The 22,290-nt window shown below is 72.3% G+C and carries 18 protein-coding genes and 1 pseudogene; 9 read left to right on the plus strand and 10 right to left on the minus strand.

The annotated features are described in order from the left end of the window. Window positions 1-110 precede the first annotated feature (110 nt). Complete coding sequence (locus tag ACLGIH_RS01665) at window positions 111-734, plus strand: TetR/AcrR family transcriptional regulator (RefSeq protein ID WP_416523397.1); 624 nt, start codon at window positions 111-113, stop codon at window positions 732-734. 46 nt (window positions 735-780) lie between these two features. Here ACLGIH_RS01665 and ACLGIH_RS01670 read toward each other — a convergent pair whose 3' ends face one another. From ACLGIH_RS01670 to ACLGIH_RS01680, 3 genes are all read right to left on the minus strand, one after another. Then, a complete protein-coding gene (locus tag ACLGIH_RS01670) occupies window positions 781-2,529 on the minus strand; it encodes a glycoside hydrolase family 3 protein (RefSeq protein ID WP_416523398.1) in 1,749 nt (582 codons plus the stop codon). Then, a complete protein-coding gene (locus tag ACLGIH_RS01675) occupies window positions 2,526-4,937 on the minus strand; it encodes a family 78 glycoside hydrolase catalytic domain (RefSeq protein WP_416523399.1) in 2,412 nt (803 codons plus the stop codon). The genes ACLGIH_RS01670 and ACLGIH_RS01675 overlap by 4 nt, the downstream gene beginning before the upstream one ends. Window positions 4,938-5,002: 65 nt before the next feature. Beyond that, the gene (locus tag ACLGIH_RS01680) at window positions 5,003-6,484 is read right to left on the minus strand and encodes an MFS transporter (protein WP_416523400.1); all 1,482 of its coding nucleotides are present in this window, start codon (window positions 6,482-6,484) and stop codon (window positions 5,003-5,005) included. Between the two features lie 645 nt (window positions 6,485-7,129). Between ACLGIH_RS01680 and ACLGIH_RS01685 the strand changes: the two are divergent. From ACLGIH_RS01685 to ACLGIH_RS01710, 6 genes and pseudogenes are all read left to right on the plus strand, one after another. Next, window positions 7,130-7,657: pseudogene (locus tag ACLGIH_RS01685) on the plus strand (M23 family metallopeptidase); the annotation flags it as partial. A gap of 384 nt (window positions 7,658-8,041) precedes the next feature. Further along, complete coding sequence (locus ACLGIH_RS01690; protein WP_416523402.1) at window positions 8,042-8,971, plus strand: hypothetical protein; 930 nt, start codon at window positions 8,042-8,044, stop codon at window positions 8,969-8,971. Between the two features lie 119 nt (window positions 8,972-9,090). Next, window positions 9,091-9,498: a peptidase inhibitor family I36 protein gene (locus tag ACLGIH_RS01695; RefSeq protein WP_416523403.1), complete on the plus strand. Its 408-nt coding sequence runs from the start codon at window positions 9,091-9,093 to the stop codon at window positions 9,496-9,498. A 124-nt stretch (window positions 9,499-9,622) separates the two neighbouring features. Then, a complete protein-coding gene (locus tag ACLGIH_RS01700) occupies window positions 9,623-10,903 on the plus strand; it encodes an SH3 domain-containing protein (protein WP_416529258.1) in 1,281 nt (426 codons plus the stop codon). 95 nt (window positions 10,904-10,998) lie between these two features. Further along, window positions 10,999-11,718: a M23 family metallopeptidase gene (locus ACLGIH_RS01705; RefSeq protein WP_416523404.1), complete on the plus strand. Its 720-nt coding sequence runs from the start codon at window positions 10,999-11,001 to the stop codon at window positions 11,716-11,718. Next, window positions 11,673-11,921, plus strand: coding sequence for a hypothetical protein (locus ACLGIH_RS01710; RefSeq protein ID WP_416523405.1), 249 nt, complete (start codon window positions 11,673-11,675; stop codon window positions 11,919-11,921). The genes ACLGIH_RS01705 and ACLGIH_RS01710 overlap by 46 nt, the downstream gene beginning before the upstream one ends. 2 nt (window positions 11,922-11,923) lie before the next feature. Here the strand turns inward: ACLGIH_RS01710 and ACLGIH_RS01715 are convergent, their stop codons facing one another. Together ACLGIH_RS01715 and ACLGIH_RS01720 are read right to left on the minus strand one after the other, a co-directional pair. Beyond that, window positions 11,924-13,366 carry a serine/threonine-protein kinase gene (locus ACLGIH_RS01715; protein WP_416523406.1) on the minus strand — a complete coding sequence of 481 codons (1,443 nt, stop codon included), beginning with the start codon at window positions 13,364-13,366 and terminating at the stop codon, window positions 11,924-11,926. Then, a complete protein-coding gene (locus tag ACLGIH_RS01720; protein WP_416523407.1) occupies window positions 13,363-14,178 on the minus strand; it encodes an FHA domain-containing protein in 816 nt (271 codons plus the stop codon). The genes ACLGIH_RS01715 and ACLGIH_RS01720 overlap by 4 nt, the downstream gene beginning before the upstream one ends. A 787-nt stretch (window positions 14,179-14,965) precedes the next feature. Between ACLGIH_RS01720 and ACLGIH_RS01725 the strand changes: the two genes are divergently transcribed. Next, the gene (locus ACLGIH_RS01725) at window positions 14,966-15,865 is read left to right on the plus strand and encodes a LysR family transcriptional regulator (protein WP_416523408.1); all 900 of its coding nucleotides are present in this window, start codon (window positions 14,966-14,968) and stop codon (window positions 15,863-15,865) included. Window positions 15,866-16,020: 155 nt separating this feature from the next. Here the strand turns inward: ACLGIH_RS01725 and ACLGIH_RS01730 are convergent, their stop codons facing one another. The 3 genes from ACLGIH_RS01730 to ACLGIH_RS01740 all read right to left on the minus strand — a co-directional run bounded on the left by ACLGIH_RS01730 (window position 16,021) and on the right by ACLGIH_RS01740 (window position 20,154). Beyond that, window positions 16,021-16,905, minus strand: coding sequence for an aminoglycoside phosphotransferase family protein (locus ACLGIH_RS01730; protein WP_416523409.1), 885 nt, complete (start codon window positions 16,903-16,905; stop codon window positions 16,021-16,023). 179 nt (window positions 16,906-17,084) lie between these two features. Further along, window positions 17,085-18,323: a phospholipase D-like domain-containing protein gene (locus tag ACLGIH_RS01735; protein ID WP_416523410.1), complete on the minus strand. Its 1,239-nt coding sequence runs from the start codon at window positions 18,321-18,323 to the stop codon at window positions 17,085-17,087. A 328-nt stretch (window positions 18,324-18,651) separates the two neighbouring features. After that, window positions 18,652-20,154: a SulP family inorganic anion transporter gene (locus ACLGIH_RS01740; protein WP_416523411.1), complete on the minus strand. Its 1,503-nt coding sequence runs from the start codon at window positions 20,152-20,154 to the stop codon at window positions 18,652-18,654. A gap of 411 nt (window positions 20,155-20,565) precedes the next feature. Here ACLGIH_RS01740 and ACLGIH_RS01745 point away from each other — a divergent pair, with 411 nt between their 5' ends. Beyond that, on the plus strand, window positions 20,566-21,018 hold the full coding sequence (locus tag ACLGIH_RS01745) for a MerR family transcriptional regulator (protein ID WP_416523412.1): 453 nt from the start codon (window positions 20,566-20,568) through the stop codon (window positions 21,016-21,018). A gap of 37 nt (window positions 21,019-21,055) precedes the next feature. Here ACLGIH_RS01745 and ACLGIH_RS01750 read toward each other — a convergent pair whose 3' ends face one another. Both ACLGIH_RS01750 and ACLGIH_RS01755 read right to left on the minus strand, forming a co-directional pair. Continuing rightward, window positions 21,056-21,838 carry a hypothetical protein gene (locus tag ACLGIH_RS01750; protein ID WP_416523413.1) on the minus strand — a complete coding sequence of 261 codons (783 nt, stop codon included), beginning with the start codon at window positions 21,836-21,838 and terminating at the stop codon, window positions 21,056-21,058. Between the two features lie 66 nt (window positions 21,839-21,904). Further along, the gene (locus ACLGIH_RS01755; protein WP_416523414.1) at window positions 21,905-22,042 is read right to left on the minus strand and encodes a hypothetical protein; all 138 of its coding nucleotides are present in this window, start codon (window positions 22,040-22,042) and stop codon (window positions 21,905-21,907) included. Between the last annotated feature and the right edge of the window lie 248 nt (window positions 22,043-22,290).

The following is a 22,290-nucleotide window of genomic DNA, read 5'->3' on the forward strand; positions in this document are numbered from 1 at the left end:
CGGTGAGGACTGGGTCACCGGCCTCGGATCAGCGGCCCGAAGCCGCGTGGTGGGAGGGGCCGGCGGCCACCGATCACGGCCGGCTCCGGCGGCCCCGTTAACGTTGTCCCATGGGGACACCTAGAGGACCGCGCGGCGCCTACGCGGCGGGACAGGCCAGGCGACCGCAGATCCTGGAAGCGGCCATGCGGCGGTTCGGCGAGGACGGCTACCACAACACCTCGCTGGCCCGCGTCGCGCGGGACGCGGGCATCACCGACGCCGGACTCCTGCACCACTTCGGAGGCAAGCAGCAGTTGCTCCAGGCGGTCGTGGAGTACTGGCACCACCAGCTGGACGAGCGGTGGAGGCGCGTCCCCGACTCCGTACGGGAGGCGTTCCGGTGCCATGTCGAGGACATGGAGGACGCGCTGCGCATGCCCGGCATCGTCGAGCTGTCCGTGGTGCTGGCGGCCGAGGCCACCGCGCCCGGCCACCCCGCCCACGACTTCTTCTCCCAGTGGCAGGAGAAGGGTGTCCGCGAGCTGACCGAGCGGCTGCGCGCCGGGAGCGAGGCGGGGGAGCTGAAGCCGGGCCTGGACCACGAGGCGATCGCCCGGGAGTGCGCGGCCGTCGACTCGGGACTGCGGTTGCAGTGGCTGGCCAGCGGCCGCTCCTTCGACCTCATCGGGGTCATGCGCTCCCACCTGGACCACTTGCTGCGGTCCGTCTCGGCCGACGGCAGAGGCCTGTAGCGCGTAACGGGCGACCGGTGGCGGGGGCCCGGGTCCGGCGGCTCGCTCAGTCCCGGGGCGCGTACCGCAGGCCGTCACCGAAGGCGTAGAGCGGATCGCGGCTCTCCTGCGGCACGTCGGGGCGGCCCGCCTCGACCTCGGCCATCGAGCGCGGCAGCTGGAACGGCAGCCGTCCCCGGGGCGCCGCCCGGCCGAACAGGACGTCCAGCAGGGCCCGGTCCCCCGCGCCGAACGCCGCGAGCAGCGCCGCGCACCGGTCGGCGATCTCGGGAATGACGGCGGGCCGTTCCAGGTGGACGGCGACCACGGTGGGCACCGTGTCCAGCAGCGCCAGGATCTCCTTGAGCCGGTCCTCGGCGAAGTCGAGCCGTCCGGCGTGGAAGAAGGACTCGAACAGGCCGGGGCGCGGCTCGTACGGTGTGTTCAGCCGCAGCACCGCGAGGTCGGCGCCGGCAGGGTCGTCGACGAGCGGGGCGTACTCGGCGGCGATCGCCGGGTCGACGCCCTCGACGTACAGCCGCGGGGTGCCGGTGAGGGGCAGCAGGGTGTCGCTGTTCTTGAGCAGCGTGAGCCCGTCCCGCTGTGCTGCCTCACCGGCGGCACGGAAGTCGGCGCGGCCGACGGTGGCCTCGGCGGCGTCGGGGTCGACGTAGCGGCGCTCGTCGAACAGGCCGAGGCGGAGCTTCTCGGCGAGCAGCCGGGCGGCCGAGGCATCGAGGCGGGACTCCTCCAGGTGTCCCGTGCGGACGAGTTCGACGACCAGCTCGGGGCAGGACTCGCCGCCGATCTGGTCGGCGCCCGCGTGGAAGATCTTCAGGACGCGTTCGGCCGGGCCGAGGTGTTCGACGCCCCAGGCGCGGGCCGCGTGGGGTTCGCCCATCACGAGCTGGTCGGTGACCAGGCCCCAGTCGGTGCAGACGATGCCGTCGAAGCCGAGCCGCTCGCGCAGCAGCCCGGTGATGATGCCCTTGTTGAAGCCGAAGCCGACCTCCTCGTGCTCGGTGCCGACCGGCTTGCCGTAATAGGGCATCATCTGGGTCGCCCCGGCGGCGACCGCGGCCCGGAAGGGCTCCAGGTGGTAGTCGAAGAAGCCGCCCGGGTAGGCCTGTTCCTTGCCGTAGGCGAAGTGCGGGTCCTCGCCGTGGAGTTGCGGGCCGCCGCCCGGGAAGTGCTTGACCATCGCCGCGACGCTGTCGCGGCCGAGGCCGTCGCCCGGTCCGCGCAGGCCCTCGATGTAGGCGGCGACCAGACGGGACGTCAGGCCGGCGTCCTCGCCGAAGGTGCCGGAGATGCGCGCCCAGCGCGGTTCGGTGGCCAGGTCGATCTGCGGGTGCAGGGCGACGCGCAGGCCGACGGCGAGGTACTCGCGGCGCACGGTGTCCGCGTACCGGCGGACGAGGCCGGCGTCGCCCACGGCCGCGAGGCCCAGCGTCTCGGGCCACTGGGAGAACGGGCCGGCCATCATCGCGGTGCCCGGGTTGTCGGTGAAGGCGTGCCGGGGGTCGGTGGACAGGGTGACCGGGATGCCCAGCCGGGTGTGGGCCGCCATGTCCTGGAGCCGGTTGTGGAAGAGGGCCATCTCGCGCGGTCCGGCCGCGCCGAGGACGTTGAAGTGCGTCATCCGGCTCTCGGAGAGCATCTGCTCGGCGGTGCGTCCGGCGGGTGCGGCGTGGGGTGCCGGGCCGGTCACGTGGTGGAAGACGAGTCCGGCCTTCTCCTCCACCGTCATCCGGGGCAGCAGGTCCGCGACGCGTTCGCGCACACTGCGGGCGGGGTCCTGGTACGGGTGGTTCACTGCTGCTCCTCGTGATGCGCGGGGGTGGGGCGGGAGGTGTAGGAGGTGTAGGTGGTTTCAGGTGTGCGGGGGGCGCGGAAGGTGTGCCGGCCGGGGCCGGCTTCGACGGGTTCGGCGCCCGGCAGGCGGACGTCGGCGGTGGTGCCGGGCGGCACCAGGACGTCGGTGAGGAGGGCGTGCCCGGTGATGCGCCAGGACACCTCGGCGCGGCCGTACGGCGTCTCGTGAACGGCCTTCGCCCAGGTGAGGCCGGGGCCCGGGCGGGGCTGTACGAGCAGGCGGCGGCAGCCGGGCGCGGCCGGGGCCAGGCCGGCGACGGTGCGGTGGATCCAGTCGGCGACCGCGCCCAGCGCGTAGTGGTTGAACGAGGTCATCCCGCCGGGGTTGACGCTTCCGTCGGGCAGCATGCTGTCCCAGCGTTCCCACACGGTGGTGGCGCCCATGGAGACCTGGTACAGCCAGGACGGGCAGGACCTCTCCAGCAGCAGCCGGTACGCCGTGTCCACGTGTCCGGTGGCGGTGAGCGCGTCGCACACCAGGGGGGTGCCGAGGAAGCCGGTGCCGATGCGGTGGCCGCGTGCGGCGACCAGGGCGGCGAGCCGGTCCCCGGCGGCGGCACGTTCGGCCGGGTCGTCCAGCAGGCCGAAGCACAGCGCCAGTGCGTACGCGGTCTGTGTCTCCTCGGTCAGCCGTCCGCCGCCGGTGTGGTAACGGGCCCGGAAGGCGTCGCGCACCGAGTCGGCGAGGGCGTCGCAGCGGACCGCGTCGTCCGTCTCGCCGATGATCCCGGCGGTGCGGGCCAGCAGGCGGGCGAAGTAGGCGGTGGCGACCAGGCCGGAGGGCGTCATCGACTTGCCGGGGTCCTCGGGAGGGGCCGTCGGATCCAGCCAGTCGCCGAACTGCAAGCCCTCGCCCCAGATCCGGTCCGGACCGGCGATGCGTTCGACGGCGCCGACCCACGCCCGCATCGACGGGTACTGGGCACGCAGCACCTCCGCGTCGGCGTAGCGCTCGTACAGGACCCAGGGAACGATGACGGCGGCGTCGCACCAGCCGGCCATCGGAGGGTTGCCGGGCGGCAGAGGGACGTCGGCGATGACCGGGATCTCGGGGGTGAACACCGGCGGGATGCCGTGCTCGTCACGACTCTGGTCGGCGGCCAGGTCGCGCAGCCAGGACCGCAGGAAGTCGCGCACGTCGTACAGGAAGGCGGCGGTCGGGGCGAAGACCTGTACGTCGCCGGTCCAGCCCAGGCGCTCGTCGCGCTGCGGGCAGTCGGTGGGCACGTCGAGGAAGTTGCCGCGCATGCCCCACACGATGTTCTCGTGCAGCCGGTCGAGGCCGGGGTCGGAGCAGGAGAACCAGCCGGTGCGGCGCAGGTCGCTGTGGAGGACGACCGCGGTGACGTCGTCGGGCGTCAACTCGCCCGGCCGGCCGTCCACTTCGGCGTAGCGGAAGCCGTGGAAGGTGAACCGCGGCTCCCACTCCTCGCCGTCCGTGTCGCCGCGCAGCGTGTACCGGTCGGTGGCGACGGCGGTGCGCAGTGGGCGTACGCACAACTCGCCGTGCTCGTCCAGGACTTCGGCGTTGCGCAGGGTGACCGTCCGGCCGGCCTCGCCGCGCACCCGGATGCGCAGCCGCCCGACGAGGTTCTGGCCGAAGTCCACGAGGGCCCGGCCGCCGGGCAGTGCGGCGACCGCAACGGGCCGGACGTTCCGCACCCGGCGTACGGGCGGACTGTCGGCCGGGAACAGCACGGAGGTGTCGCAGTCGAGTACCCGCACCGGGTGCCAGCCGGTGTCGTCGAAGCCGGGCTCGCTCCAGCCGGGCTGCTCACGGCGGGCGTCGTGGTGTTCCCCCTCGTACAGGCCCGCGGCGAGCACCGGCCCGTGAGACGCGCGCCGGCCGGGGCCGGTGCCGACCGTCCGCGTCGTGCCGTCGGCGTACTCGATGCGCAGTTCGGCGAGGAGACCGGTGTCCGGGCCGTAGATGTCACGGGTGCCGTCGTTGAAGCCGAGCCGGCCCCGGTACCAGCCGTCCGCCAGGTGGGCGCCCCAGGCATTGGCGCCCGTGCGCAGCAGCGGGGCGACGTCGAAGGAGTGGTGGCGGTGCCGGTGGCGGTAGCTGGTCCAGCCGGGGGCCAGGACGTGGTCGCCGACCACCGTGCCGTTGAGTTCCAGCTCGTACACGCCCAGCGCGGTGACCGTCAGGCGGGCCGCGCGCACGCCGGTGCGGACGGTGAACTCGTCGCGCAGCAGCGTGGCCGGCCGTGCCCGGCCGGCGGGCGGGGCGGCCCCGTCCGCGCCCCCGGGGAGCTGCGGGGTGATGACCTGAGCGGTCCACGGGGCCCGGTGGGCCCGGTCAGTCTGGTGGGTCCGGGCGGTTCCGGCGGTCCTGTGGTGGGACATCGATGCCTTTCCGGAGGCCCGGCCACGGGGGACGTGGCCGGGCCGAACCAAGACGGGGTGCGGTATCAGACGGCTGCGGCTGCGGCTGCCGGCCGGGGCTCCTCCTCCGGATCGCGCAGGGCGGGGATGAAGAGGCCGACCACCAGGGCGGCCAGGCTGAGCAGGGCGCCGACCCAGAAGGCCAGGGTGTAGCCGCTGTCGCCGTAGAACGCGGTGCCCTTCACGACGGTGCTGTCGGCGGCGAGCGCGGCGAACATCGCGGCGCTGAACACCGCCCCGAAGACGTGGGTGAGCATGGTGAGCATGCCGCTGCCCAGGCCCTGTTCGTCCGTGGAGACCGCACCGACGACGAGTACGGGCGCGGCGGCCACGACGAGACCGCTGCCCAGGCTCGCCACGCACATCGTCCAGGTCAGCTGGACGGCATCGGCGTGGAAGAAGCCCGCCAGCAGGAACCCCAGGCCCATCGTGGCGAGCCCGGCCCACCAGATCCACCGGGTGTCGACGCCACGCAGGAAGCGGCTGGCGACCAGACCGGTGACGAACAGCAGCAGGTTCCAGGTGACCCCGACCTCGGCGCTGTGCTGGGCGGTCCAGCCGAAGCCGGCCGAGACGCCGGGAATGTGCGGGTAGAGCGCCAGCAGGATCGCGACGACGGGGGCGGTGTAGGCGACCGCCTGGGCCAGCGCGCCGGAGACGACGGTCGTCGCGACCGCGCGGCGGCGCAGGACGCCCAGGTCGAGGATCGGGTGGTCGCTCGTCCGCTCCACGAGCAGGAAGCCGATCAGGGCGGCCACGCCGGCCGCGAGCCACCCCAGCGTCCGTCCGCTCCCCCAGCCCCAGGTCTGGCCCTGTCCCACGGCGTAGACGAGCACGGCCAGGCCGCCGCCGAGGGTCAGGCCGCCGAGCCAGTCGAAGCCGGGCTCGAAGGCGTGCCTCGGGGTCTCGGGCACCAGCGTGGCCACCAGGACGAAGGCGACCGCGGTGGCCGCGGCCAGGAACCACATGGCGCCCTTGTAGCCCCAGCCGTCGATCAGCCATCCGGCCAGGAAGGGTGAGACGAGGGCGACCAGGCCGAGACTGCTGCCCAGGATGCCGCTGGCGGACTTCACCAGCCGGCCGGGGAAGATGTCCCGCACGGCGGGGAAGGCCAGGGCCGGGAACGGGCCGTAGCAGGCGGCGAGGGCCCGGCCGACCAGCAGGAGTTCGAAGCTGCCCGCGGTGGCGGCGATGACGTCGCCCACCACCCCGAGAGCGATCATTCCGAGCATGATCCGCTTCTTGCCGTAGAGGTCCCCCAGCTTGATGACGAAGGGGCTCAGCAGGGCGGAGACCAGCGTCACGATCAGGGAGAACCAGGCCACCTGCGTCGTGTGGAAGTGCTGCGCCACGTCGGCGGTGGCGTTGGAGCCGAGGATGCCGACGGTGACCAGCAACTGCGTGGGCCAGATGAGGGCGATCAGGACACCGGCGAGACGCGGGGTCCACCTCTCACGGTGCGGGGCGGGTGCTGCATCGAACGAGGGGCTCGCCGACGTCGGTGTCACAAGACCGCTCCTTTCGGGGGTCAGCCAGGCGCGGGAGACGGGGAGGAGTGCGCCGTTCACGGAACGGCCATGTGTTCGCGACGGGTGCGAAAGGTTTCAGCCGCGCGGCTCGATGATGAATCCCAATACCTAGTGGACACTAGGTGTTAGGGGTGTGACACAGGACACACCCCGGTCGCCGGGCGTGGAGCGAGACGGAGTGACGGGACCGCGCGGTCGCCCTGAGCGCGATGCCGGCTGGCACCTTCACGGCAAGGAAGACGCCGTCCGGCCGTTCCGCATGCGTGCGCTCCCCGCCGAGCTTCGCGGTACAGCGCGACGGCACTCCGAGGGAGCCTCACGCAGTCCGGGTCCAGCGGACCGGACCGGTCGTCAGGGAGTGCGCTCGTACGCACCGCTGAGCGTCCCGGGCGCGCGTGCAGGCGCGCGCCGGTCCCTCCCGCGGCCGGTACGCGGGCAGGGCCGCGGGCCACCACCGCGGCGGCGGACCGGGGACCGGGCGCGTGTCACTCCGTAATTCTCCGGATGCCCTCCTCCGAGTCGCGCGGATACGTTCCAGACACCGGAGCGGCCACGGCGGCGACGGAATCGACGGCAGCACACCACGGCGCGCAAGAGCGGCCGGACCCCCTGGGAGGAACCACCGTGCGTTCACGTCCACTCGGCCGGATCCCGCGCGCCGGCCTGCCGGCCGCCGCCGCACTGCTGCTGCCCCTCGTGGCGGCCGCTCCCGGCCACGCCGCCACCCCGCAGCCCTCCTCGGCCGCGTCGTACACCGCGGCCTGCCCGGCTGCCGGAGCCGTCTCGCAGTGGTACCACTCGGGTCACGACGGCGTGGACATCGCCAACGATCGCGGCACCCCGATCTATGCGGTCGGTCCCGGCCGGGTGATCAATTCCGGGCCGGCTCAGGGCTATGGGCAGTGGATCCGCATCCAGCACCCCGACGGCACCGTCAGCGAGTACGGGCACATGTACCACCGGGACGTCGCTGTCGGCGCCAACGTGGTGGCGGGTCAGCGCATCGCGCTCATGGGCAGCGAGGGCGAGTCCACGGGCAACCATCTCCACCTGCGGATCCGTACCAGCACCTCCACCACCGTCCGGGGCATCGACCCGGTTCCCTATCTGCGCGACCGCGGCGTCGGCCTGCCCTGCACCCCCGGCGGCGGTGGCGGCGGCGCCACCACGGTCACCGCCTGGGCCGACGCCAACGTGCGCTCGTGCGCCTCCACCACCTGCTCGGACCTCAGCGACGTCTACGCCGGCCAGTCCTACCCGGCCAACTGCTGGGTCAAGGGCCAGCTGGTGGAGGCCGAGGGCTACCGGAACGACCACTGGGTCCAGCTGCCCCTACGGGCGGGCGGGGTCGGTTACGTCAGCGCCATCTACCTCAAGGGCGACGAGAAGGGCAACGTGCCCAACGCCTGCTAGCGGTCCGGGGCGGCAAGCGGCCGGTGCCCCGACCGCACCCACGACCGGCCGCCCCGGCCCCCTTCACTTCCACCCAGCTTCCCCCACTGCCGACTCCCACCCCACCCCATCCATGGAGACCGTATGCGCAGGAAGGACCTGCTGAACGCGCTCGCGGCAGCCGGCCTGCTGCTCGTCACGGCCTGCTCGGCCGAGGCCTCCTCGCCCGGCGCACCGGACCCGGCCACGAGCGGGATACGCACCGAACTGACCGGCGCCGAGAAGGACCTCCTCAACGACGCCGAGCAGCGACTGATCACCGACTGCATGAGGGGGGAAGGCTTCAGCTACACCGTCGACCCGCCGCCCCCGAACCGCAGCCGGGCACCCGACCGGCCCTTCGGCCTCGACGACGTCGCCTGGGCGCGCCGGCACGGCTACGGCCTGGCCGCCGACGGCCGGTCCGGCGACCGGGGTGGGGCGGCCCAGACGCCGGCCGGGTCCCAGGAGCGGTACCTCGCCTCCCTGACTCCGGAGCGCAGGCTCGCGTTCGACCGGGCGTTGAACGGCACGGACCGGGAGGCGATCGTCGTCGAGGTCCCGGGCCGCGGCCAGATCCTCACCAGTGCCGACGGCTGCCAGGCCGAAGCCCGCAGTCGGCTGTACGGCGATCTGCACCGGTGGACGGAGGCCAAGGCGATCGTCGTGAACCTGGGCTACATCACCTGGGACCAGGTCGTCTCCGAACCCGGGTACACCAAGGCCCTGGAGGGCTGGCGCGACTGCATGGCCGCCAGGGGGCTCCCCTACCGCAGCTCCTCCGAGGCCATCGGCGACGTGGCCTCCCGGCGTCCGCAGCACACCGGTGAGTCCGCGCGGAAACGGGAGATGCGCACCGCCGTCGCCGACGCCGAGTGCAACCGCGACGCCGGGCTCTCCCGTACCGGCACCCGCCTTCTGCGGGAACACGTTCAGGCCGCCGCGCGGAAGAAGTTCGCACGCCAGGCACGGCACTACACCGACGCCGTCACGAGCGCACTGGCCAGAGCCCGGACCGTCGCACGACCCGAGTGAGGTCCATGCCCACTCACCGAGCCTTCGTTCCCCGGCCGCCCAACGGCCCGGGCACGGGACCTCCGGAATCCCCCGGAGGCAGTCAACCGACACGAGGATCACCCATCATGCGCACATCCATGCGTGCCACCCTTGGCCTCGCCCTCGCCGCCGTCATGCTCCCGCTGGCCGCGGCCACGGCCCACGCGGACGGCACCTCGCCCACCTACTCGCAGCGCAACCCGGGCAACTGCGACCTGGGCTACCTCTGCGTGTACAAGGGCATCAACTACGACCAGGAAGGCGCGGGCATCGCCCGGTTCAAGTACGACAACACCATCTGGTCGGACACGGTCAACAGGTTCATCGCCCACGAGGACTCCTCGTGGTTCAACAACGGGACCGGGACCTCGTACAGCTCCGTGATCGTGTACCACGACAACGGGTACGGCGGGAAGTCCTTCTGCCTCGACAAGGGCTGGGGCAACACCTGGGACAGCGTCGCCAACGACCAGGGCGAGTCCAACCGCTGGGTGAACAGCTGCTGATCCCACGGGTGGACGCCTGGGTGTGCGCCGGCTCCGGTCGGCGCGCACCATGGCGCCCGGTGCCCCGCACGTTCCCCCGCCATCACGCACCGTCCCTGCGGACCCCACGGAGAAACACGTGTACATGACGCCCGTCCGCCCCCGCCAGGGGGTGATCCGCGGCCGCCCCGGCAGGTGGAGAGCCCTGACGGTGCTGTGGGTGCTCCTGGCCGGAATGTGCCTGCCGGCGTCTCCCGCCGCTGCCGAACCCGGGGCGGGCGGCAGTTGGCGGATCGACCTGTCCAGCACCCGGACAGACCAGCGGAACATCTCGCACGGTCCCGGGGGACTCATCACCGTCAGGGACCGAAAACTGCGCACGGCCTCCGCCGCGGAGGACTCCTTCGCCGTCTACACCGCACCGCCCAGAAGCCTCGGGCGCCTGCTGTCCGTCTTCACCGTGGCGACGGAGGCGGCCGTTCCCGCTCGGTCCCGCCTCCTGGTCGAGGTGCGCGGCAGCGACCACCCGGACACCTGGACCGAGTGGCGCGAGGTACGGGATGCGGGCACGGTCGGGCTGCCGCGGCCCGTCTCCGTCCTCCAGGTCCGGCTGACCCTCTTCGGCGACCCGGAGGGCGAGGCACCCACCGTGTCCGGTCTCGTGGTCGGGGCGGCCCCGGAACAGCCCGCCCGCTCGCCCGACGCGGGCGTGACGGCGGCGGCCGGAGCCACCTACCGGCTGTTCGCCACGCGGGAGGGCCTCGTGGGCCACACCACGGCGAACGGCCATGTCATCCAGCCCCGCGACCACTTCGTCGCCCTCCCCTCGCGCCGCATGCTGGCGAGCCGGAACGGCCACGAGTACCGGGTGCGGCTGTGCTACAAGGGCCGCTGCGAGACGGCGCCGGTGTGGGACGTCGGCCCGTGGAACACCAGGGACGACTACTGGAACCCGCCCGACCGGCGGGAGATGTGGCGCGACCTGCCCCAGGGCACCCCACAGGCCCAGGCGGCGTACCAGAGCGGCTACAACGGCGGTCTGGACGAGTTCGGCCGCCGCGTCGCCAATCCCGCCGGCATCGACGTCGCCGACGGCACCTTCTGGGACGGTCTGGGCATGACCGACAACGACTGGGTGGACGTCACCTTCCAGCCCGACGACGGTGCTGGCGGCACCACCACGGTCACCGCCTGGGCCGACGCCAACGTGCGCTCGTGCGCCTCCACCACCTGCTCGGACCTCAGCGACGTCCACGCCGGCCAGTCCTACCCGGCCAACTGCTGGGTCATGGGCCAGCTGGTCCAGGCCGAGGGCTACACCAACGACAAGTGGGTGCAACTGCCCCTGCGCTCGGGCGGGGTCGGTTACGTCAGCGCCATCTACCTCAAGGGCGACGCGACCGGCGGCGTCACCCGGCAGTGCTGACACCCCGGAACCCCCCGCGGTCCGCCGCGCGCTTCTCCGGGCCACCGTACGAATCGACCGTCCGGTACCGCGCCGCGCGGGCAGGGAGGGATTCCATGCGCGTCATCCGTGAAAGACCCGTCCTCCGGCGGCTGGTGACCCGGGCCGTCCGCGCTGTGGTGGCGGTGCTCGCGGTCGTCGGGCTCTGGGCGGCCTCCGGGGCGCTCCCGGCGGCCGCCGCACCGGCGGCACGCGCCGCCGCCCGGCCGGACTTCCGGCTGCCTTTCGCCTGCGGGGAGACCTGGCAGTTGCAGACGTATGCGGGGCACGCCCCCGAGGACAAGAAGCTCGACATGTACCGGGTCGGCGGGCAGACCCTCGGCGGGCAGGTCGTCGCCTCGGCCGCCGGCACGGTCACCGAGTTCTTCGAACCCGGTGGCCTGGAGATCAACCACGGCGGCGGCTGGTTCACGGTGTACCTGCACATGGACCGCATCGACGTGAGGCTCGGTCAGCCGGTCGCCTCGGGCGCACCGCTCGGCCGGCTCGGGCTGGTCGGGACCGGCACGGCGCACCTGCACTACGAGCAGTTGTACGACAGCAACGGGGACGACGACGGCGAGACGGACGAGATGGTGCACCCGGTGCTCCAGGGCACCGAGTACCGGCTCTCCCCCCCGGGCCGTTCCCCCGCGTCACCAGCACCAACGCTTGTGGCGGAGGCGGTTCCCCGGAGCGGGTCTGGGTGGACACCTTCGCCGACGCCACCGGCTACGCCGCGGTCGACTGCGTGGGCGACGGCAGTCCACGCTGCGCTCCCCAGGGCAGGCTGCTGAAGGGCACCCACTACGTCCTGTGCAAGAAGTGGGGCGACGAGGTGCGCGTCGGCGGGTCGTACAACCACTGGTGGCTGCTCACCGACCTCGACGAGGTCGCACCGGGTGGCACGGGCCGCGCCTACGTCTCCGCGTACTACCTCCAGCGCTGGGGGAACGACGAGGCGAGGGACAACGAGGGCCGGGACATCCGGCTGTGCTGATGTCAGCGCGGGCACTCCGGGAGCGCGGGGCGGTCCTTGGCCCGTACGGCCGGCAGCCAGGCCGTGCTCCGGCGTTCGGGGTCCGGGAGACGGACCCGGTACCACCGCGTCGAGCGCGCCCCCGCCTCGTCGATGACCGGCACCCCCTGCGAGACCTGGCAGTCGGTGGTCAGGGCGTCGCCGTGCCACACCCTGGTTCCCACGACGTTCTCGGCGGTGTAGGGCACCATCGGGTCGATCGCGAGGCCGAGGCTGCACTGCGGGGACCGGCTGCCGCGCTCGCGGCAGGGCCTCTCGGTGTTGAACACCTCGACGCGGGTGTTCGCCCCGTCCTGGCCGGCCGCGGTCACGCCGGCGCGGCCGGGCCGGTCCCCGCCGCCGGGCTGGTCCCAACCGGCGCCCACCGCGCACACCATGGCGGCCAGCGTGGCGGCCAGCGCGGTACGCCCACGCCGGACGGCCGGGGACGGCGCGAGCCTCTCCTGCTCCCCTGCGGTCCTGATGCGGGCCAGGAGGCTGTCGGCGGTGTGCACCGCGCGGTCGGTGCGGTCCGCAGTGAGGCAGTCGGCCGCCAGGGCGCGCCAGAAGGGCGGCACGCTCAGGTCCATGCGCAGGGGCGCGCGTCCGTCGGCGTACTCCTGGGCGGCGGCCGCCCGCGCCGCCGCGGTGGCGCCGGGGAACGGCGAGGCACACTCGGCGAACACCTGGTGGATCATGATGCCCAAAGCCCAGATGTCGGTGCTCTGCCGCACCTGGACCCCCCGCTCTCCGAGGGACGCCCGCCAGCGCTCCGGCGGCAGGTAGTCGGGGGTGCCCAGGGGCGGAACGTAGGCGTGGGTGCCGTTCAGCTCCGCCGAGAGCCCGAAGTCCGACAGCCGCACGGATCCGTCCGCCATGATCAGGACGTTGTCGGGCTTGAGGTCGCCGTGCACCCAGCCGAGGCCGTGCAGGTGGGCCAGGCCCTCGCAGACCTCGGTGAGCAACCGTGCTCCCTCCCGCGGCGGCATGGCCGGCCGTCCGGGCGCGGCGGAGGACCGCAGGCCGGACGGCGGAAGGGCCGGGGCGTGGGCGGGCGGGGCTTCGATCCGTTCGCGCAGGCTGTGCTCGGCCCGCTCCATCACCAGGACCACCGCCCCGTCGAGGTCCGAACCGCCGGGCTCGCTCAGCGTGACGGTGCCGAACAGCCGGATCAGCCGCGGATGCCGGGCGCGTCGCCCGAGTTCGGCCTCACGCCGAGCGGTCTCGGCGAGGGCGCGTGCCTGGCGTGGCGCGAGTCCCGCCGTGGGCAGGAACTTGAGGGCGGCCTCCACCGGACCGCCGCTCGGGGAACCGGTGGACCGGGCCGCGTACACCGTCCCCCATCCGCCGGCTCCGATCAGGTCGGTGACCTCCCACTCCCCGATCCGGTAGCCGCGGGGGACCAGCTCCAGCGGTTCGCTGCTCACCGGCCCGCCACCTGAGTCCGGGCGCGGGAGGGTCTTCTCGGGGGCAGGAGTTCCAGGTGCTCCTCGCGTACGAGCCCGAAGCGCAGGGCGAGCCCCACCACTGCCTCCCGCTTGCCGGTGCGCCGGCCGCCCTGGCCGGTGCCGGGCCTCTCCGGGGCGGCGATCCGCAGCTTGTCCTCCGCCAGGTAGTCGATGTGGGAGCTGACGGCACGGGGGGTCAGCGGGCCGCCCGGGTGGTTCCACAGCCGCTCGACGACCTCCGGGGTGGTGGCCACCGCCACCGTCGACTCGTCGCGCAGCCGGTGTTCGCACAGCGCGACCAGGACCAGGAAGTACGTGGAGGTCGTGTCCAGGGAGAAGGCGGCCAGGGTACCGGTTCCCGCACGGCCCGCCATACCACTCGTACCACTCGTACCACTCGTACCGAGGTACATGTGGTCGGGGGCGAACACCTGGAAGCTCACGGCGGAGCCCCGGGTGGGCAGGATGACGCGTGCGAACTCGAAGGGCACGGGAGCTCCGGCCCGGCCCGGCGGCACCCTGAAGTACTCCCCCGCCCCCTCGGGGTTCTCCACGAGGTAGCTCTGGACCGTGCTGAGGTTGCTGAGCTGCCAGTGGTCCTCCGTCACCCGGATCTCTCCGGCGAGCCGGGACACCGAGGGGTCGGCCAGCTGCAGGTCGACGGGGGTGGACGCGGAGCCGCGCCCGAAACGCGCCACGTCCCCCGGGCCGAGCCGGAGACTCGCCGGCCCGGTGGCGGGCGCGGTCTCCGTCGCCCCGGTCGATGGAAGGTGGATCAGTACGCCGCTCATCGTCTCCTCTTCGCCTCCGAGCGCCCGCTGCCTCCGGGTTGCGCACGAAGCGCTGCGGGGCGGCCCGTCGGGGCGCCCGCCGACGGCGGTGGGCCGGGTTTGCGTCCTTGTTCACTGACTGTCGATCACATGCTCAACGGTTGACGTGACGTGAGCCGGTCCGCCGCGATGTCCCCTTGCGGAGAAGCTGCCGGGCTTCCGGGTGGAGTGAAAGGTCCGGTGCCGGTGCGTGGCGGCGCCGTTCCTGGAGCACGCCGGAGCACGGGGGCCGGACATCGGGAGCCGCGGGCCCGGGCCGCTCGGCAGCGGCCGGACGGAAGAGAGCGGGCTCTGCGAACGTTCATGGCGAAGCCGTCCGTCCGCCCGGAGGAACGACAGCCCCTGTTCCGCGGCGGCCTCCGGCGCCCGCGAAGGCGAAGCGGCCCCGGGGCCTTCAGGGCAGCCCTGTCGTCGAAACCCGCTGCATGCCGCCCATGACGAGGCGCCACGTGCCGGCAGACCGGCAGCGTGCCGTCGGTGGCGTGTCGCCCGCGGTCGAGCTCGGTTGCCCGTTCACTTCTTCCCCCTGGAGCCTGCGAGCACAGCAATGCGCCGCCCACGCCGAGAAGGTCAGCCCGGCCGTCAGAACAGCGTTCCGAATGTTCGCACAGCAACACCACCGGTCTCAGGGGAGCAAGGCATGCGGAATCCCACCGGACCGATAATGTGATCCTTATCGACGCAGGGAAGCGGGGCGGCCATGGGCGGTGCGGGCACCGGGAGGCCGGCGGAACCGAGCATTCATCAGATGCGGTTGTTCCTGGTCCTGGGCGAGGAGCTGCACTTTGGACGGGCCTCCGCTCGCCTGTTCATCACCCAGCCCGCGCTGAGCCAGCAGATCCGGGACATGGAGAGGCGCCTGGGGGTGCGGCTCTTCGAGCGCACCAGCCGGGACGTGATGCTCACCTCGGCGGGGCGGGCCCTGCTCGCCGAGGCGCGTGCGGCGGTCGACGCCGTCGACCGGATGCGACGCGTCGCCGACTCGCAGGCGCGCCAGCTCTCCGAGCAGCTCGTCGTGGGGTCCATCGGAGCCGAGGCCGCCATGCCCCACACCCGTGCCGTCCTGCGGACGCTGCAGGACCGGCACCCCCGGATGGCGCTGCGGGTGGTCAGCCTCAACTTCATCGACCACATCGCCGCCCTCGTCCGGCAGGAGGTCGACGTGGTCTTCCTGCGCCCTCCCGTCCCGGCCGGCATAGAGCTGCTCCACCTCGCCGAAGAGCCCCGGGTGGCCTGCCTCCCGGCCGACGACCACCTGGCCGCCCTGCCTGCCCTGACACTGGCCCAGCTCGCCGGACGCCCCGTGATCGCCATGCCCGAGCAGGTACCGCGGGTGTGGTGGGACTTCTGGGCGGTGGATCCGCGTCCCGACGGCAGTCCGGTGCGGTACGGGCCGGTCGTCACCGACATGGAGTCGCTGCTCCACGTCGTGGCCGACGGAGAGGCGATGTGCTTCCTGCCGGCCGCCGCCCGTGACCTCTTCCCCCGCCCCGGCATCAGGTACGTCGACGTCACCGACCTCTCGCCCTCCAGCTCGGCGCTGGCCTGGCTCGCCGAGAGACGCGCCGACCCCACCATCGCCGCCATTCGCCAGGCCGCCCGGGACACCGTCCGAACCACCGGGCGGTGTCGTCACCGAGCCCCTTGATCCGCCAGAAGCCCGGCTCCCGTGGCGGCCGGCCGCCGCATGTCGGCCCGGCCGGCCACCGCGAGCGCCACCCGGTCGAGTGCGGGGTCGACCACCTCGAGAGACACCGCGCCGTCGCCACGCGATACGCCAAGCCCCGGCACGCAGTGGTCGGCTCAGCCTTCCTTCAGCACCGCCCGGATCACATGCCGGGCGTTGTGTGCCATCGCGGGGTTCGTCTTCCGGTAGTACGGCAGCGCGATCAGCGCCTGCGAGAGGGTCCGCCCCCGGCCGCGGATCCAGGTCGCGTCGTCCACGGCGAGTGCCTCGCGGAAGACCTCCCTCGCATCCGCCGGCAGCAGATTCCACGCCGGGAACAGATCGCAGGCCGGATCGCCCGCCCCCGCGCACCCGAAGTCGATCACCGCGGCCAGCCGGCCGCCGTCGATCAGCAGGTTACCCGGCATCAGATCGGCGTGCAGCCACACCGGCGGCCCGTCCCAGCCCGGCGCCCGAAGCGCCTCCTCCCACACGACGGCCGCAGCGTCGCAGTCGACGCCCTCCTCCGGGATCCCCCGCAGTTCCTCGATCGCCGCCCGGGTCGCCGCGTCCTGCGAGGCGACCGGCCCGCCCCGGTGTGCCGTCGGCGCGGCCGGCAGCGTGATGCTCCGCATCGCCGCCACGAACTCGGCCAGATCCCCGGCCAGCAGCACGGGCTCACTCAGCGCCCCCGCTTCGGGAGTCTGCCCCGGCAGCCACCGGTAGACCGACCACGGCCACGGGTACCCCTGGGCGGGCTCCCCGGCTCCCAGCACCTCGGGGATGCGCGTGGGCAGATGGGGCGCGAGGCGGGGCAGCCACTCCTGCTCCCTCGCCACGTCCGCGGCCCCTCCCCGCACCAGCGGCAGCCTCACGACCATGTCATCGCCCAGCCGGTACATGGCATTGACCGTGCCCCCGGACGGCCACCGCTCCACCGGCTGCCCCTCCCACTGAGGGAACTGTCCGGCGATCAACCGTCGCACAAGACCATCGTCAATCGGGTGCATACCTCGATGCATCTCGCACACTCCTCGGCGTCTCACCGTCGGCCTGCTCCGACGCATCGGGCCGCCACGGCACTGAACTCGCGGTGGCTTCTCCCCACGTGCCTACGCCGAGGCGGCACGGTCGTCGTCGCCGTGCCGCCTCGGGCCGGGCCGTGCCGCCGCCGTGTCAGGACGGTGGTGGCACCGCCGGGTCAGTCGGTCTCATCGCTCTTGCAGACGGCGACGTTGTCGTTGACGCCGGGGACGGCGGCGGCGCGGACGGCCTGGAAATTCGCCTCGAAGGCGCTGTACACCGAGGCGGTGGTGACCCGGAGCATCGTCTCGTCGTTGTTGCGCAGGGCCGGGCCGCTCCAGTTGTGGCTGCCGGTCCACATCACCTTCCGGACCTCGCCCGCGTACATTCCGTCGATCAGCCAGTTCTTGGAGTGCACGATCCGCCTGGGCGTCGAGGAGTCCGCGTCGTGGTCGTGCTGGTAGCAGCGGTTGGTGATGTTGGCGACGCCGTGCAGGGCGTTCCAGGTGCCGCTGTCGGTCTCGCTGTAGACCAGGTCGACCCGGCAGCCCGCCCCGGCCAGTGCCCTCAGCTTGTCGGCCACCGCCTGCCGGGTGATCTTCAGCATGGCGGCGCGGATGGTGGTGCGATGGCTGCCGGCCGAGTCGGACCAGCGGCAGGTGACGTTGTCGAGAGCGTTCACGACGGTGTCGGTGCTCGCGCCGGCACCTGCCCGAGGGAAGAAGTAGTACTTGTAGTCGCCCGCGTTGCCGTAGGTGTACGACCAGTTGGCACGGTTCTCGGCCGGGAGGCGGGTGAAGTACGCGACGTACCCGTCGTAGAGACCGGTGTTCTGGGCGACGGTGAGTGAACTGTTCCAGTAGCGGCTGTAGTTGGACGGCGTGAGGTTCGAGGTGAGCTGGACGACGACGTTCTTCAGGGTGCCGCCCGCCACGCTGCTCGCCAGCAGGAACTTGTTGTGGTTGATGCCGGTGCCGGCCGGGCCGAGACAGGAGGATCCGGCGGAGCACAGCGCCACCCAGGACGATGCCGACGTGCTGGTGCCGAGCCCCGCCCGGAGGGTGTTGTACGAGGCCGGGTAGTCCAGTGTGCTGTGGTCGAGGACGACCCGGACACTGACTCCGCGGTTCTTGGCGGCGACGAGGTCGGTGGCGATCGCGTCGTCCCAGAAGTGGTACATAGCGAGCCGGATGACCGAACCGCTGTCCGCATTGGCGATGACGGAGCGGACCTGGGCGCGGATCGCCTGCTGCTCGGCGGCCGAGCCCGTGGGCCGGTTGAAGACGGGTCCGGTGGCGACGGTCACGGCGTCGGCGCGGTGTGCGGGTACCAGCAGCGCAGCGACGAAGGCGGCCACGGCGAGCAGGACGCCGGCGCCCCGTCTCCCCGTCCCGGTGCCGGCGTGCGGTGGTGTCATGGTCTCCCCTGAGGTCTTCTGTCGGCCCGACTCGTCAATTCCTAGCATGTATCTGACATGTCGCAAGGACGTTCTTCGGGCGCGTCCGCGCACCCGCGTGGTCGCGCGACGGGGAGGGCGAGGACCGACTGGTGCCGCTTGCGGGCCGGCGTCACCACACCTGGCTTCCGTCGCCGCCGCGATACGGGCGGCGGCAGCGGGCGGCAGTTGGCCCAGTCAGGTGCCGCCGCAGGGCCGGGGCGGACGGTGATGGTCCCGGGCCCGGCCCGCGCATGAGAAGGCCGCCCGCCCCGCGGTACAAGGCACCGCGGGGCGGGCGGCCGGTGTGTCAGTGGCTGCCGGAGAACTGGCCGGCCAGGCGCTGGTGCATGTCGGCGCTGGGCTCGTTCAGGCCCACGATGGTGACCTTCTTGCCGCGCTGGGCGTACTTGGTCTCGATGGCGTCCAGGGCCGCGACGGAGGAGGCGTCCCAGATGTGGGTGCCCGACAGGTCTATCACCACGTCGTCCGGGTCGTCCTTGTAGTCGAACTGGTAGACGAGGTCGTTGGAGGAGGCGAAGAACAGCTCGCCGGTGACCGAGTAGACGACCTGCTTGCCGTCGGGGTCGACGACACCGGAGACGTTGGCCAGGTGGGCGACCCGCTTGGCGAAGATGACCATCGCCGCGATGGAACCCACGACGACACCGATCGCCAGGTTGTGGGTGGCGACCACGCACGCGACGGTGACGGCCATGACGACGGTCTCCCCCACCGGCATGCGCTTGAGGGTCCTGGGCTGGATGGAGTGCCAGTCGAAGGTGGCGACCGACACCATGATCATGACGGCGACGAGGGCGGCCATCGGGATGTCGGAGACGACCGGGCCGAAGACGATGCACAGCACCATCAGGAAGGCACCGGCCAGGAAGGTGGACAGCCGGGTACGGGCGCCGGAGACCTTCACGTTGATCATGGTCTGGCCGATCATGGCGCAGCCGCCCATGCCGCCGAAGAAGCCGGTGACGATGTTGGCGACGCCCTGGCCGATGGACTCGCGGGTCTTGCCCGAGTGGGTGTCGGTGATGTCGTCGACGAGCTTGGCCGTCATCAGCGACTCCATCAGCCCCACCAGCGCGAAGGCGAGCGCGTACGGGGCGATGGTGGTCAGGGTGTCCAGCGTGAACGGCACGTCGGGCACCCCGGGCACGGGCAGGGAGGAGGGCAGGTCACCCTTGTCCCCGACGGTCGGGACCGCGATGCCGGCGGCAATCGTGATCACGGTGAGGGCGGCGATGGAGACCAGCGGGGCCGGGATCACCTTGGTGACCTTGGGGAAGAACACCATGAGCGCCAGGCCTGCGGCGATCAGCGGGTAGACGGCCCACGGCACGTCGTGCATCTCCGGCACCTGGGCCATGAAGATCAGGATGGCGAGGGCGTTGACGAAGCCGACCATGACGCTGCGCGGCACGAACCGCATCAGCTTCGCCACGCCCAGAGCGCCGAGGACGACCTGGAAGACACCGCCGAGGATGACGGCGGCAATCAGGTAACCGAGTCCGTACTCATGGTTGAGCGGTGCGATGACCAGGGCTATGGCACCGGTAGCCGCGGAGATCATCGCCTTGCGGCCACCGACGACGGAGATGACCACGGCCATGGTGAACGACGCGAACAGACCGACCGCGGGGTCGACCCCGGCGATGATCGAGAAGGAGATCGCCTCCGGGATGAGCGCCAGGGCGACGACCAGGCCGGCCAGCACTTCGGTGCGCAGGACCTTCGGGGAGGCGAGCCAGTCCGGCTTGGACAGCCGCAGCTTGGGAGCTTGGGACAGCGGTGAGGACATGCAACCGTTTCTGTTCAGGCGCACGTATCCATTACCGCTGGACACACGCGCATCGCTTACGTGATCCCGATCCCCAGGAGGGTGAGGAATCTCCCGGCGGCCCGGCCGCCTCGGCGCGAGCCTTGCCGGACAGGGCGGCAACCATCGGTCGCCGGTCAGGCATCATTGCCCGGAGGTCTTCGGTGCCGTCGGGGCCCGGTCGGAGCCCGCGCTGCGGCGTTGCTGCTCCTGCCGTGCGCTGTACGGCGGGGCGAGCACATCGGAAGTCTACCCTGACGTTAAGGCAGGGTGCGAGCTGCGGCTTGTGAAACGCAGGTAAACAGCGCGCAAGATCCTGTGATTGTTCTCACGTAGACTAAAGCCTTTAACCGTTTCGAAACCAGGCGGACGACAAGAGGAGATGGCTGAGCGATGACCGAACACCGGCAGATGCAGATCGGCGAGGTGGCCGAGCGGACCGGTTTGTCGTTGCGCACCATCCGACACTACGAAGAAGTCGGCCTGGTTATTCCCTCGGCCCGCAGCAAGGGCGGCTTCCGGCTGTACACGGAGGCCGACGTCGAGCGGCTGATGGTCATCCGCCGGATGAAGCCGCTGGACTTCTCCCTGGAGGAGATGCGGGACCTGCTGGACATCACCGACCGGCTCACCGCGCCCGGCGACGATGCCCCCGCGGGCGAGGAGAGGGAGCGGCTGCGGGAGCGGCTGGACTCCTACCGGAAGGTGGCCGACGCGCGCTGCGAAACGCTGCGCGCCCGCCTGTCGATGGCCGAGGACTTCGCCGCCACGCTCCAGAAGCGGCTCGAGCAGGAGCCAGGCTTCCGGCCGGGCCCGGCCGGAAGCCGTCACAACAACGGAAAGTAGAAACGGAGGAGCTACGGACTGCCGGCATCCGGTCCGGTCAGCGCAGGCGTGCCGCGGGATCGGACGCGAGCCAGCCGCGAGCGCCCCAGAAGTCGACGGCCCTGCAGATGGTGCTCACCGCCCTCCGGTCACGGTCGCGGCCGCTGCCCCAGTGCCCCTGGCACCAGTCGCCGAGCCGGTCGGCGACGTCCTCCCCCTCCAGCACGCTGAGCCACTCGTGGGAGCCGAGATGCGTACCGAGCAGCAGCATCGCGGTGGCATCGGTCTGCCCGGAGGCTTCCGCCATGAAGGCGGCGATCGCCTGCCGGACCGTGGGCACCACCGCCGGCAGCGGAGCAGGCCTCGGTCGGCGCGGCTGCGCTCGCGAAGCGGTACGCGGACGGTTCGGGGCGGGGGCTTCGGCCTGCTCGACTTCCGGGAGCGGGGACGGCCGCGGGACGGCCGCTTCCGGCGCCGGCCGCGGCTGCGGCGACGCGGCGGACGTCCGCGAGTTCTGCGCGGCTCCCAGGCACGCCGCGACATAGTCGCTGGGCACCGGAACGTTTTCGGAGAGGGACGTCTCCAGGGCGTCGGCGTCGCAGGTGCGGCACAACGGCAGGTCCCGCCAGCCGATGATGGACAGTTGGGTGCCGCGGGAGTGGCGGGTCATGGCCTGCGGGCGCTGGACGATGTCCTGGCCGCCGCAGCCGGCGCAGCGCGGGCCGCCTCTCAGCCACGCCGCACCGCATTGCAGACAGGTGACCCGGATGTCGTCGCCGACAGGTTCGCCGCGCAGCTCTTCCGTCTCGCCGCACGCCGGACAGGCCCCTACGCCGGCCATGGTCGTCACCCCCTGCTCAGCGGACTGCCCTCAGCCCCACCAGACTACCCTCACGTAAGAGTAGGCTCAGTGGGCATCGGGCCGCGCCGGCGGAGCACCACCGCCCCGCACGCGGTACTGGTCGTGGGCGGCGACGAGATGCTCCAGCCGCGCCCCGGGAAACTCCCGCTCGAAGGAGTTGGCCTGCCAACGGTCGGGAAACACAGCCAGTTGGGCCTTGTCGCGCAGGCGGGTGAGCGCTTCCCCTTGACCAGCCGGGAGCGGTTCAGCGCCTCGGCGCCGGCGGCGTCGGTGGCTCGCGCCAGGCGACAGGGCCCGTACGGGCCGGTGCACCGGTGCTCCGCGCCGGCCGTGACGCGAGCCCTCGGGCTCACCCTGCCGCCGCGGCTGAACCCCTTCGGACCGAACCACCACCACTGGGCGGGGAGGTTGCGGATCACGTCGGCCGGCTC

The sequence above is a fragment of the Streptomyces hamibioticus genome (genome assembly GCF_047946815.1).
Taxonomy (GTDB): domain Bacteria; phylum Actinomycetota; class Actinomycetes; order Streptomycetales; family Streptomycetaceae; genus Streptomyces.

What these genes read in the sequence shown, in the direction of transcription:
- ACLGIH_RS01665 (WP_416523397.1), top strand. Translation starts at nt 111, where the DNA reads ATGGGGACACCTAGAGGACCGCGCGGCGCCTACGCGGCGGGACAGGCC.
- ACLGIH_RS01675 (WP_416523399.1), bottom strand. Translation starts at nt 4,937, where the DNA reads ATGTCCCACCACAGGACCGCCGGAACCGCCCGGACCCACCAGACTGAC.
- ACLGIH_RS01690 (WP_416523402.1), top strand. Translation starts at nt 8,042, where the DNA reads ATGCGCAGGAAGGACCTGCTGAACGCGCTCGCGGCAGCCGGCCTGCTG.
- ACLGIH_RS01695 (WP_416523403.1), top strand. Translation starts at nt 9,091, where the DNA reads ATGCGTGCCACCCTTGGCCTCGCCCTCGCCGCCGTCATGCTCCCGCTG.
- ACLGIH_RS01700 (WP_416529258.1), top strand. Translation starts at nt 9,623, where the DNA reads ATGACGCCCGTCCGCCCCCGCCAGGGGGTGATCCGCGGCCGCCCCGGC.
- ACLGIH_RS01705 (WP_416523404.1), top strand. Translation starts at nt 10,999, where the DNA reads ATGCGCGTCATCCGTGAAAGACCCGTCCTCCGGCGGCTGGTGACCCGG.
- ACLGIH_RS01720 (WP_416523407.1), bottom strand. Translation starts at nt 14,178, where the DNA reads ATGAGCGGCGTACTGATCCACCTTCCATCGACCGGGGCGACGGAGACC.
- ACLGIH_RS01725 (WP_416523408.1), top strand. Translation starts at nt 14,966, where the DNA reads ATGCGGTTGTTCCTGGTCCTGGGCGAGGAGCTGCACTTTGGACGGGCC.
- ACLGIH_RS01730 (WP_416523409.1), bottom strand. Translation starts at nt 16,905, where the DNA reads ATGCATCGAGGTATGCACCCGATTGACGATGGTCTTGTGCGACGGTTG.
- ACLGIH_RS01735 (WP_416523410.1), bottom strand. Translation starts at nt 18,323, where the DNA reads ATGACACCACCGCACGCCGGCACCGGGACGGGGAGACGGGGCGCCGGC.
- ACLGIH_RS01740 (WP_416523411.1), bottom strand. Translation starts at nt 20,154, where the DNA reads ATGTCCTCACCGCTGTCCCAAGCTCCCAAGCTGCGGCTGTCCAAGCCG.
- ACLGIH_RS01745 (WP_416523412.1), top strand. Translation starts at nt 20,566, where the DNA reads ATGACCGAACACCGGCAGATGCAGATCGGCGAGGTGGCCGAGCGGACC.
- ACLGIH_RS01750 (WP_416523413.1), bottom strand. Translation starts at nt 21,838, where the DNA reads ATGGCCGGCGTAGGGGCCTGTCCGGCGTGCGGCGAGACGGAAGAGCTG.